Genomic DNA, 12,488 nt, shown 5'->3' on the forward strand with positions numbered 1-12,488 from the left:
AACTCAATGTTAACGACCAAATTGAGCACATTATCATTGGCAACAATTGCCGCCTTTGGCCTAGCTGCCTGTGGTGATAATGCGTCACAAAAAGATGTTAATGAGTCTACAGCAGCGGCTAAACCAGCCGCTGTTAAAGAGGTTGCTGTTAAGGCACCTGCAGATGCAGCCAAAATTTGGCCCAAGCTTGATATTGCTGTTAAGCAAGATCCAGCGATTGAAGCCAAGATCAAAGAAATCATGGCTGACATGACACTTGAGCAAAAAGTTGCGCAAATGATCCAGCCAGAAATTCGCGATATCACCGTTGAAGATATGCGCAAATACGGTTTCGGTTCATTCTTAAATGGTGGCGGTGCGTTTCCAAACAACAACAAGCATGCAACACCACAAGATTGGATTAAGCTGGCAGAAGACTTATACCAAGCATCAATTGATGACAGTGTCGACGGTTCAACAATCCCGACCATTTGGGGTACGGACGCGGTACATGGTCATAACAATGTGATCGGTGCGACCTTGTTCCCGCATAACATTGGTTTAGGTGCAGCTAACAACCCAGATCTTATTGAGAAAATAGCTGAAGTTACTGCAACTGAAGTTATGGTTACTGGTATCGATTGGGTATTCGCGCCAACGGTTGCCGTTGTTCGTGATGACCGCTGGGGTCGTACTTACGAAGGTTACTCAGAAGATCCTGAGATTGTCCGTGAGTACTCAGCGTCTATCGTAAAAGGTCTGCAAGGCCATGCTGATGGCGACTTCTTAAGTGATCGTCGTGTTATCTCAACCGTTAAGCACTTCCTAGGTGATGGTGGTACCGAGAAGGGCGATGACCAAGGCAATAATATTGCTAGCGAGCAAGAGTTATTTGATATCCATGCGCAAGGTTATGTTGGTGGTTTAACCGCTGGTTCACAATCTGTTATGGCGTCATTTAACAGCTGGCACGGTGTTAAAAACCACGGTAACAAATACTTGTTAACCGACGTGTTGAAAACGCAAATGGGCTTCGACGGTTTTGTTGTTGGTGACTGGAATGGTCATGGCCAAATCAAGGGGTGTAGCAACGAAAGCTGTCCACAATCGATTAACGCTGGCTTAGATATCTTTATGGTTCCTACGGGTGCATGGAAACCTCTATATGAGAACACCATTGCGCAAGTGAAGTCAGGTGAAATTGCTATGAGCCGTATCGATGACGCGGTTGCTCGTATTTTGCGTGTTAAGTTACGTGCAGGCATATTTGAAAAGCCAAGCCCGGCAGAACGTCAATTCTCGGGTAAAACCGAGCTGATTGGTGCGAAAGAGCATCGTGATGTTGCCCGCCAAGCGGTACGTGAATCACTTGTTCTGTTAAAGAATAAAGGCACTATTCTGCCACTTTCACCAACCCAGCACATCTTAGTTGCCGGTGACGGTGCTGACAATATTGGTAAGCAATCGGGTGGTTGGACAATCACTTGGCAAGGTACCAATAACACTAATGATGACTTTCCAGGTGGTACCTCAATTTATGATGGCATCGCTGCTCAAGTTGCTGCTGCTGGTGGTAAAACAACCTTAAGTGTTGACGGTAGCTTTGACGAAAAACCAGATGTTGCGATTGTCGTATTTGGTGAAGAGCCTTATGCAGAAGGCCACGGTGACCGTGATAACCTTGACTACCAACGTGGTGAAAAGACTGACTTAGCATTGTTAAAATCATTAAAAGAGCAAGGTATCCCTGTGGTATCTGTGTTCATCAGCGGTCGTCCAATGTGGGTTAATGCTGAGCTTAACGCGTCTGACGCATTTGTTGCCGCTTGGTTACCAGGCTCGGAAGGTAATGGTGTAGCCGAAGTGATTCTTGCTAACGAAGACGGCTCAGTACAGCACGACTTTAAAGGTAAGTTGTCTTTCTCATGGCCTAAAACACCAGATCAAGCGACTGTAAACCGTCATGACGAAGACTACAGCCCATTATTACCATACGGTTTTGGTCTGCGTTATGGTGATGATAACGTATTAGCTGATAACCTTGACGAAACAATTAAGGTTGACCTTGCTAAAGCAACAGACTTGAAGCTTTTCACAGGTCAAATGCACAAGCCTTGGCAAATGAGCTTGTTCTCTGACGCTGACGTATTAGCAGTTAACTCAAACACTCATACAGTGGGCGCGTTAAGCTACCGTACTATCGACAAGGTGGTACAAGAAGACGCTCGCAAGGTGGAGTTTGACGGTAGTGCTAATGCAGGTATCCGTATTAGCAGCTTTGGTAACTTCCGTGAAGACTTACGTTCACAATTAGAAGTTAACGCAGCGCTTAGCTTTGAAGTGAACGTTATGCAACCGGCCGATGGTAAAGTGATGCTAACCATGGTTTGTGAAGGCGAAGGCCCGTGCGCTGGCCAGCTAGACATCACTGAGCAATTAAATGCATTACCAGTTAATGAATGGCAAACTATGACCATTGATTTACAATGTTTTAAAAATGCTGGTATGAGCTTTGCTGACTTACATACACCATTTGAATTATCAACGAATGGTAAATTCGCAGTTGGTTTAAGCAACATTAAGTTTGCTCCTAACGGCGCAGAGACAGCAACGATTAACTGTCAATAAGACACGTTAAGATTATATAAAAAGCCCTAGAGGATTTTCCTGTAGGGCTTTTTCGATCCTAAAACAAACTCTGTGTATACTGAGCAGATAATAAAGCTTAGGTATTTAGGCGTGATGATAACATCGTGCCATGACGTAATTTGATAATAATAGGGTAAGAACGATGAGAAACATGATTCTAGCAACGTTGTCGCTAACGGCGTTTGGTTGTGCTGATAATTATTTGGCAAGCGAACAAAGTTTGTCTGGTCACCAACAAGATGTGTCAGCGATGGCCATGGCAACCGAGGCAACGCCAACAAATAGTAAGTGGCAACTTATCTGGCAAGACGAATTTTCGGCTGATTCTATCGACTCAACAAAGTGGAGTTTTGAACAAAATTGTTTTGGTGGTGGTAACAGTGAGCGTCAATGTTATACCAATCGCAGCGAAAACGCCTTTATTGATGATGGCGTGCTTGTGATTAAAGCGATTAAGGAAGACTTCACCGGTCCAGCAAAAGGTGATGATGATCCTAGCTATGACATTAGCGACACCCGAACCCAGCCATACACATCGGCACGTTTGCGCAGCAAAGACAAAGGCGACTGGCGTTATGGTCGCTTTGAAATTCGCGCAAAGCTACCACAGGGGCAAGGTAGTTGGCCAGCAATTTGGATGCTACCTACCGACTGGGCGTATGGCAGTTGGCCGTTATCGGGTGAAATCGACATCATGGAAGCCGTCAATCTATACGCTAAATCAGACGCTGATACACCACCTGCCAACGGTTTAGAAAACCGCATTCATGGCACCTTGCACTACGGTGAAAAATGGCCAAACAATACCTACACGGGGACAGGCTTTACCTTACCTACAGGTGTAAACCCTGCTGATGGTTTCCATGTTTATGCGGTTGAATGGGAACAAGGTGAAATCCGTTGGTATATGGATGGAATTCATTACGCGACACAACGTGCCGAAAACTGGTTTAGTGGTGCTGTAGACGCAAAAGCAAATAAATACGCGCCGTTTGACCAGCGTTTTCATATGATCTTAAACCTAGCGGTTGGTGGTGCATGGCCAGAGGCGGTCAATGAAAAAGGCGTTGATGACAGCGTATTCCCGCAAACCATGCAAGTTGATTACGTGCGTGTATATCAATGTCCAATAAATAAAGAAACGGGCTTAGGTTGTGCCACGATTGGTGAGCAAGCGCTATTGGTTAAGTAACAAGGCTAAACCATCTTGTGAAAACTATACAGCCGGTCTTTGATCGGCTTTTTACATTGTCGCTTGTACAGGGGAAATGAGCAAATAAAAAGCCTCAGACTGTTCTGAGGCTTGAAAATAATAAAGGCATGGAAAACAGGCTAAAGCTTGCATTCTCCCTTTACGAGTGTATTAGGCTTTCTTTTTCTGCATATCGTTCATATCAGTAACGGTAGAACGGCAGTAATGGTTTATAAACGCCATGTGATCCGGCCAATTAGCGACTTTTTTCTTGGTATGATCTTTAATCTTGTCCAAAAATCGCTGTAGCTCGTCGTCAGGCATGTTATCGACGATAGGGTGGTAGCCTTCAGGCATGAGACCTTGGCCCATCATCACTTGCACCCATGAGGTTTCACCAAATAGCTCTTCCTGTTTTTTAAACACGCGACCAGTGCTCTTAAACAAGTCCATGCGGTGCTGTAAGGTTTCAGGAATTTCCATGTTGGCGCAGTATCGCCAAAACGGTGAATCACGACGTTCAGTCAAATGATAATGCAAGATAATAAAATCACGAATATCAAGCATTTCCGCCTTACTTTGTTTATTGAATTCGTCAATGTCAGCTTGATTAATGCCGTTGTGCGGTAATAACTGCATTAAACGGACAATGCCTTTTTGGAATAAATGAATGCCGGTAGACTCCAACGGCTCGATAAAACCAGCCGACAAGCCAATGGCAATACAGTTTTTATTCCACTGCTTACGACGTACACCCGTTTTGTATTTAATCACACGAGGTTTATTGATTGGCTCACCTTCAATGTTATCAAGTAAGGTTTGAATTGCTTCCTCATCGCTCATGTGTTTTGAGCAAAATACTAAACCATTACCCGTGCGGTTTTGTAGAGGGATGCGCCATTGCCAGCCTGACTCACGTGCAATAGAGCGGGTATAAGGCACAGGCTTTGATACACTCTTAGTTTGTACCGCAACCGCACTATCACATGGTAGCATATGGCTCCAATCATCAAAGCCAGTATGTAGCGCATCTTCAATTAGCAAGCCTTTAAAGCCAGTACAGTCGATAAACAGGTCACCTTCAATACGCTTACCATTATCTAGGTCTAATGAGGTGATAAAGCCACTTTTAGGACATAAATTAACCTGATTAATTTTCCCTTCAATGCGCTGACAACCATGTGCGAATGCAATTTTTTGTAAAAACTTAGCGTAAAGGCCTGCATCTAAATGATAAGCATGATTTAGGCTGTCGTTGGCCATCACCGCAAAGCGACCTTCACGACAAGCTAAATGCTCAGGGCAGTAGTCACCGATCTCGCTGACCATGCCTTTTTCTTTGCCTTTTAACCAAAAATGTTGGAAGCCACAAGCCCAGCAGTCGTGACCTAAGGTACCAAACGAGTGGATGTAATCTTTACCTACGTCACGCCAGTTTTCAAACGAAATACCTAATTTAAAGGTTGCGTTTGTCGCGGCCATTACTTCTGCTTCGTTAATACCTAATAGGCGGTGCAAAGTATGCAAGGTTGGAATGGTTGCTTCGCCGACGCCGATGGTGCCGATTTGCTCAGATTCAACTAGGGTAATATTAAAGTTTTTACCAAATAATTTTGCTAATGACGAAGCGGCCATCCAGCCAGCAGTACCACCACCAGCAATTACGATATTTTTTACGGGGTTGTTATTCATCGTCTTAATTTCTCTAATAGTTCGGCACGAATTTTTCGCGCGGTCAATTCATCCATCGGGGTTTTTAACATGCCTTGAGCAGCCTCAGGCAAGTGGGCAATATCTTGCTCATCATGATCGAAAATATAATGGCTAAAAACGTGTTTCCATGCTTGGCGCTGTTCGTATGGTAAATTACGCAGACTCAGCATGGCCAGTAATAGGGCATTATGTGGCCTCCCCATAAAGGCAGGCGTGTCGCGCCACCAATGGGTCAATAACATATTCAAGCCGTCTAACCCCTCAACATGATGCCACCACATGCTTGGCAAAAATAGCGCGTCACCTGGTTCAAGCTCGGCTACTTGCGCATGCTCTATGGCTTTAGCAAAGTTTGGAAAGCGGTCAAAGTCTGGCGCATCAAAATCGACCATGGAAATATCTTGGCCACCGGGTGCCAGCTCCATCGGACCAGTATATAAGTTTTTCACTTGCTCTGGCGGAAACAAGGTAAAACGACGGCGACCAACCACGTTACAGGCGATGTTTAATGGGAAATCATAATGGGCGGCAACTTTACTGCGATTGCCTATCCAAATACTGGTTAGTGGCTGATGCTCATCAATACTGATTTGGTGCTGCTCTTTAAAACCCGGTAAGAATTGGTTGACCTCTGTTGACCCAACATACATTGTCGGCGGCTCAGCATCATCAATATGGGCGAGTAAGCGATCCAATACCGGATTTAAGTCAACACGTGTGGCTTGGTAGTTAAACCCGTCAAAAGTATCGTTGTAGAACACTCGTCCATTAATACCAGAGTCACCATAACAAGCAATAATCGGGTTGCCTTGATAAAATTCACGTAGATAGTCACAGGCCGCCTGTGGTGATTGCAGACCTGCTTGCACCAAAGGCCAGTGTGTCGCAAAGCCTTTTAATAACAATGGCTCAGTGGATTCAACAACCCACTGCGGCACATTGTCGGCGCTTATACCTTGTACCTGTTTAACGTGTTTTTCGACATTTAACATAGCAACAAGCCTCGTATTCGTTAATTACGCAGCTTGTGAGGCAACTAGAGCGTTCTTTTTATCAAGTAAACCGCTAACATTACCTTGCGAGGCGATTTGCATATAAATCGCTTGTAAGTAACCTTTATCCTTCAGCTCTTTTAGCACATCAACTTCAAGCTCATTTAGCTTTTCTTCATTAATGGTATAAAAGCCAAGCATTTGATGACGGCTGTGATCATTCAACGTGACATCTAGCGTAAATGGTTCTAGTAGGTTTAATTCAACTAATCGATTACAAAATGCCATGCCATCAAGCGCACCAAAATGTAAGGTTTCCATCATCGCTGAAATACGTTCTAAGTATTCGCTATTACCACCAAACTCTAAGAACAAGTCATGACCTTCGTCTTTATTAACACGCGGGCTATCTAAGTCGATAGTCAACATGCGTTGCTCTTGTTCTTGGCCGTCAACATTCACTTTTTGACGGGCAATTAGGAATGGGTGGCGAAGTACAGATAGCGGAATATAACGAGCATTCCAGCCATTATCGTCTAAAAATAGATTTTCATTTTCACTGAACCCAAACAAGGTCACACAAATAAATTTACCTGTTTCTACGTCTTTCTTGAAAAAGATCGGGTAGTAAGATTGGGCACTACGAAACTCTTGTGGAAAGGTCATCGAGAACCAAATGTTATCACCAAGCTCCGCGCTGCGTTTGGTGTTTACTTTTAGGTCTTTGTGCTCGATATTGTTTAAAAGGGCATGATTTGCCATGGTGTTACTCCCAAAAGAATAGTTGATATCGCCGTTATACTTTGGCGAAACCATACTGTTTAATCTTGTTGATCAGCTCTCGGTTGCTGCTTAGTGCACGCATCAAGTGCTGGGTTTGTTTGATATTGTCGTTAAAATATTGATTCGCCATGTTGTTATTATTCAGGCGTTTTTGCCGCTGCGGTAACTTGGTTTCAAAGTCCATACCGTACAAAATATATTGAAAGCTTGCTGCTGGAAATAACTCATCAGCATGCATGCAATCGAATGTGTACGGGGTTTGGTATTGCCACAGTTGCAATAATTCTTGTAAATGTTCTGGTATTGACTGGTCGTTACGATTGTCTCGCCAATAGTCGCTATCATCACGCTTTGACAGCACGTAATGAAGTTTTAAAAACTCAATCACTCGTTGCCAGCGGTAACTAAACTTATCATTAAAACGTTTAGCGGTGATATCCATCACTTGGCGGTTTGCCGGCAGTTGCTCTGCGATCATTTTCGCTGACAGTTCGATAAGAGCCAACGCCGAGGCTTCCAATGGTTCAATAAAGCCAGCCGCCATACCAATAGCCACACAGTTTTTATGCCAAAACTTAGCACGATGACCTGGGTTGATTTTTATCAGGCGAAGATCAGCGTCATTGGTTTTATCGCCAAGGGCAGGGCGGATATAGGCCCGCAGATCATTGGCGGCTTCTTCGTCGCTAATATGCGCACTAGAGTAAACATGGCCAACACCACGGCGTGAAGGCAAACCGATATCCCAAATCCAGCCACAACGCTGTGCAGTTGATATGGTATGAGATGCAATATCTGCATCCTCTTTCGCGTACGGTACATGAACGGCAAGAGCTCGGTCGTTAAATAATACATCTTGACGACTGATAAATTCGATACCGTAGTGTTCGCCTAATAGCAGCGATTTTAAACCGGTACAGTCAATAAATAAGTCACCGGCAATCTCGCCATGCTTCCTGCTGGATACCGACTTGATATCACCGCTGGCATGAGCGTTAACCTTACTAACATGATCCAAAATATGTCGCACGCCAAGCTTTTCGGTGCAGTGCTTTTGCAGTAAGGTTGCAAACTTCCCCGCATCTAGGTGATAGCCATAATTTAAAAAGAACGAGTATTCTGGCGTGGCGATTTGCTTTGGCGCTAAGCCATTGCGGCAAACATGGCTTTGACTGGTTGTTGCGTCAGCAAAACTCACCTTGTCACGATGCTGCTGCCAAAACTCAGCGATATTGGTTTCATGAAAACCGCTTGGCATGGTAAATGGGTGAAAGTAGCTGTCGCCATTACCATGTGTCCAGTTACGAAACTCAGAAGCTTGTTTAAAGCTGGCATCACACTCAATAAAAAATTCGGTTTCGCTGATGCCGATGCTTTTTAAGGTTTGTCGCATCGATGGCCATGTACCTTCACCAACACCAATCGTTGCCACATCAGGGGACTCTATTAGAGTGACGTTAATCGCATTATCACCTTGCGTTTGGTGTTGACTGGCGATAATTGCTGCGCTTAACCAGCCAGCGCTACCACCTCCAACGATGACAATGTTTTTTAATTCCTGATTCATTGGTTCTTGCTTTTTTACTTCTTGCTTCATACTGCGTTTTTTATTAAAACCTTAGCAAAATACTCAATTCATTAGCTGAAAAAGTGCTTTACATCTCAAGCTTGATGTCGGTCACTATACCGTTATTGACCCGAGCTATCTAGCTGTACGCACATTTAAACGACAGTTGTTAGATAAAGATCAAATATTAAGGATTTTGGTAAAGTTTTAGTTTGTTTTTTGTATATCTACATTGTTGGTTTATGCATGTTTAGAGTGCTTAAATATAAAAGCCGCAAGAAACAATGTATTCTTGCGGCTTTTTATTCACTTCTATCTAATCATCAGATTAGAAAGTGTAACGAGCACCTAAGCTGTAACGTGCACCTTGTTGACCTACGTTGATTAGGTCTAACTCAGTACGGCCGTGCTTACGACGGTATTCGTTAGTGATGTTGATACCTTCGAAGAATACCGCTAAACCTTCAACGTCAGCAAAGTCATAGCTTACTTGGAAGTCGATTTGGTCGTAATCTTCAACGTATGTTGGGTTAGCACCGGTGTTGTTACCCATAGACTCTAGGTAACCTTCACGCCAGTTGTATGCTAAACGAGCCGATACACCGTAGTTCTCGTAGAAAAGAACAAGGTTAGTGGTATCAGAGATACCTGTTTGTACGTCGTCGTTAGTACCAAACAATGCAGTGTTATCGTAGTTCTCACGATCTGAGATTACACGGTTGTTGTATTCAGTACCTGCATCGACGATGGTGTAGTTAGCGAAGAAACCGATACCCGTGTCACCAAAGATGTGTTGTACAGAGAATTCCCAACCATCAAAGTCAACAGACTCATCGATGTTTACTGGCTCTGAGATTACGTACTCTAGTGGATCATCATCTGGTGCACCTTCGATAACGATAGTACCGTTTTCATCCATGTAAACATGCTCTGGATCAGAGTCTTTGTAGTTATCGTAGATGTATTGACGAATTTCATCGTTAGTAGTTGCACCCGCTGCACGTGCTGCTTCTACTTTCGGGCCGCTACGTGGGTTAGTTAGACCTTCGAATACCACTTCAGTGCGTAAGTCACGACCTACGTAGTTGTCGATATTCTTTTGGAAGTAACCAATAGCCGCATAGCTAGACTCGTCGTAGTACCACTCAAATGATAAGTCAAAGTTTTGTGACTCTAGAGGCTCAAGACCCGGGTTACCGCCGGCACCGCCGCCACCTGTTGGACCAAAACCAGAACCTACAACAGCACCACCTTGAAGGTCACCGTATGCGGCACGACCGATGGTCTCACTGTATGCTGCACGAACGATCATGTCGTCGTTTAGCTCTAAGTTAAAGTTGATGTTAGGTAGTAAGTGATCGTACTTACCAGAACCTGATAAGTAGTCTTGACCTACTGGATCAGTAACTGATTCGTTCGCAGCATACCAACGTGGATTTTCATAGATTGGTACAGCAGATTCACCGTAAACTTCGGTTTCTTCGTAACGAAGACCTACGTGTACGTCAAATGGCATTACGCCAATTTCGCCCTGGTAGTTCCACTGAGTGTAAACTGATACGATTTCTTCTTCTACTAAGAAGTCAGTTTGCGTACCGTACGCAGTAGATGCACAGAAGTTAGTGCCACAAGGGGTATCATCACGCATTGAACCGTAGTTCGCTTCTGCAAAATCACGTAACTCGTTGAAGTCCCATGCCCAGTAGAAATCTAGGATATCAAATTGGCTTTGATCTTTGCTTGGGTGATCAGCAAAGTAACCGCCATCGATGTGATCAAATTTATCGTGGATGGTTTCAAGATCTGCTGAGATGTTAGTGATATCACCAACTTGTGCACCTGGTGCGCCGCCCCATGTATCGTTCTGAACGATAGCAGTACGAATACGCTTATCGGCTTTGATTAAGCTTGCGCCAAAATCAATGCTACCAAACTCGTCTAATTCTAACTTACCGTTAAATTGGGTTTGGTCGATATCTGCTTGGTTATCAACGTTTACAAACACAGAACCGGTTACTAGGAATTGATCTTTAGCCGCATCTTGTGGGCCTGTTACACCGTCAACCGCTAATACTGGTAAATCGCCAGTAAAGTCAGTCGCAGTACCGTTACGAACAAACGCCGCTGTCGATAGTTTAGCATCGCTACCGTAAGGGCTATTTGGTGTTTCTTCCGCGTGCGAAGAGTGGTGATCAAATTCAACCCATAAATCGTCGTTCACTTGCCATTCAAAGTTGAATGCAAGAGAGTCAGATTGTGCCTTTGTTGCTGATTGACTTAGCGCCATTGATAAGTCAGCACCCGGGGTGTTTGGCTCTTCATAGTAAGCAGGAGAGAATACGCCTTCGTCGCCTTCAACCCAAACGTTTTCAGAAGGAACAAAGTTGTACCATGCTGAAACTTCGTTGTATTGACGATCAACCTTGTTGGTCATGTAGGTGTAATCTACAGTGAAGGTCATGTCATCGTTAGGTGCGTATTGTAATACCAATTGGCTGTTTAAACGCTTACGTTGCGCTTCTTGGAATTGGTAATGCGTAGTTTGTGGTACAGAGTAGATGTAATCTTGAGTAGGATCTGGACGATTTACTTGATTTTCGTAAGGAACACCACCCCAGTCAGCGTTTGAACCACCCCAGTTTTGGTCTACACGAGATGGGTATGTACGCCAGCCTTGGTCAACGTAAGATACTTGGTTACCACTTTCACGCTCAGCGTAACTACCAGAGATTGAGATACCAAACTTGTCATCCATAAAGGTGTTTGAGTACAAGCCTGAAAGTTCTGGTGTAATACCGCCTTCGTTAGTCGAGGTATCATCCATACCTTTAACACCAACAGTTGCTTGCATACCTGGACGGTTAAGCGGACGGTGAGTAAGGATGTTGATGGTAGCACCGATACCACCGGTTGCGATGGTTGCATCACTGGTTTTGTATACTTCAGCACCAGAAATTAGCTCTGACGCGACGTTATCAAAATCAAATGAACGGCTACCAGTCGTCGTTGGCATTTGACGACCGTTTAATAGTACTAAGTTACGGTCCGCAGAGAAACCACGTGCAGAAACAGTACTACCTTCACCGTTATCACGGTCAATCGCGATACCAGAGATACGTTGTAATGATTCAGCTAGGTTAGTATCTGGGAACTTACCGATATCTTCGGCGTTGATAGCTTCAACGATACCAGAGGCTGAACGCTTGATATCCATTGCTTTTGTTAGTGAGCCACGGATACCCGTAACTTCAATAACTTCTACGTCTTCAGCTGCAGCTTCTTCCGCGTATGTTGGAAGAGCTACCGAAGCACCCAAAACTAAAGAAAGGCTAGTAGCCAACTTTGTTTTGTTGAACTTGATAGAACTCATTTGATTTCCCTCGGTTAATCTTGTTCATTATTATTAACAATATTGTAAGCGCTTACATTTTGTTTCCCCAATATTAGCTTTATTGTTAGCTTGGCAGAAAGCGCTAAGACTAACTTAGAGGAATCTAAAGTCCAGATCAATCATTTTTTTAGTTAAGCCCTTATAAAATCACGGGATTGTTCAATAATTGTTCGGTCTTCGGTTTCTTTTCGGCATTATTTTGTTGTTATTGATGAAAGCAGA

General features: G+C 44.0%; 7 protein-coding genes. 2 read left to right on the forward strand and 5 right to left on the reverse strand.

Annotated elements, in window-relative coordinates; genetic code table 11:
* Nucleotides 1-6 precede the first annotated feature (6 nt).
* Together ACAX20_RS05315 and ACAX20_RS05320 are read left to right on the forward strand one after the other, a co-directional pair.
* A complete protein-coding gene (locus ACAX20_RS05315; protein ID WP_371189091.1) occupies nucleotides 7-2,607 on the forward strand; it encodes an exo 1,3/1,4-beta-D-glucan glucohydrolase in 2,601 nt (866 codons plus the stop codon).
* A 163-nt stretch (nucleotides 2,608-2,770) separates the two neighbouring features.
* On the forward strand, nucleotides 2,771-3,820 hold the full coding sequence (locus ACAX20_RS05320; RefSeq protein ID WP_371189093.1) for a glycoside hydrolase family 16 protein: 1,050 nt from the start codon (nucleotides 2,771-2,773) through the stop codon (nucleotides 3,818-3,820).
* A gap of 171 nt (nucleotides 3,821-3,991) precedes the next feature.
* Here ACAX20_RS05320 and ACAX20_RS05325 read toward each other — a convergent pair whose 3' ends face one another.
* The 5 genes from ACAX20_RS05325 to ACAX20_RS05345 all read right to left on the reverse strand — a co-directional run bounded on the left by ACAX20_RS05325 (nucleotide 3,992) and on the right by ACAX20_RS05345 (nucleotide 12,245).
* Nucleotides 3,992-5,512 (reverse strand): tryptophan halogenase family protein, encoded by a 1,521-nt coding sequence (locus ACAX20_RS05325; RefSeq protein ID WP_371189094.1) that lies wholly within the window; start codon nucleotides 5,510-5,512, stop codon nucleotides 3,992-3,994.
* Nucleotides 5,509-6,525, reverse strand: a complete 1,017-nt coding sequence (locus ACAX20_RS05330; RefSeq protein WP_371189096.1) for a cupin-like domain-containing protein — start codon at nucleotides 6,523-6,525, stop codon at nucleotides 5,509-5,511. Before ACAX20_RS05330 ends, ACAX20_RS05325 begins: the two co-directional genes overlap by 4 nt.
* A 24-nt stretch (nucleotides 6,526-6,549) precedes the next feature.
* A complete protein-coding gene (locus tag ACAX20_RS05335; protein ID WP_371189097.1) occupies nucleotides 6,550-7,287 on the reverse strand; it encodes a SapC family protein in 738 nt (245 codons plus the stop codon).
* 34 nt (nucleotides 7,288-7,321) lie between these two features.
* Nucleotides 7,322-8,875: a tryptophan halogenase family protein gene (locus tag ACAX20_RS05340; RefSeq protein ID WP_371189587.1), complete on the reverse strand. Its 1,554-nt coding sequence runs from the start codon at nucleotides 8,873-8,875 to the stop codon at nucleotides 7,322-7,324.
* Between the two features lie 328 nt (nucleotides 8,876-9,203).
* Nucleotides 9,204-12,245 (reverse strand): TonB-dependent receptor, encoded by a 3,042-nt coding sequence (locus ACAX20_RS05345; protein WP_371189098.1) that lies wholly within the window; start codon nucleotides 12,243-12,245, stop codon nucleotides 9,204-9,206.
* Between the last annotated feature and the right edge of the window lie 243 nt (nucleotides 12,246-12,488).

The sequence above is a fragment of the Thalassotalea sp. Sam97 genome, assembly GCF_041379765.1.
GTDB lineage: Bacteria > Pseudomonadota > Gammaproteobacteria > Enterobacterales > Alteromonadaceae > Thalassotalea_A > Thalassotalea_A maritima.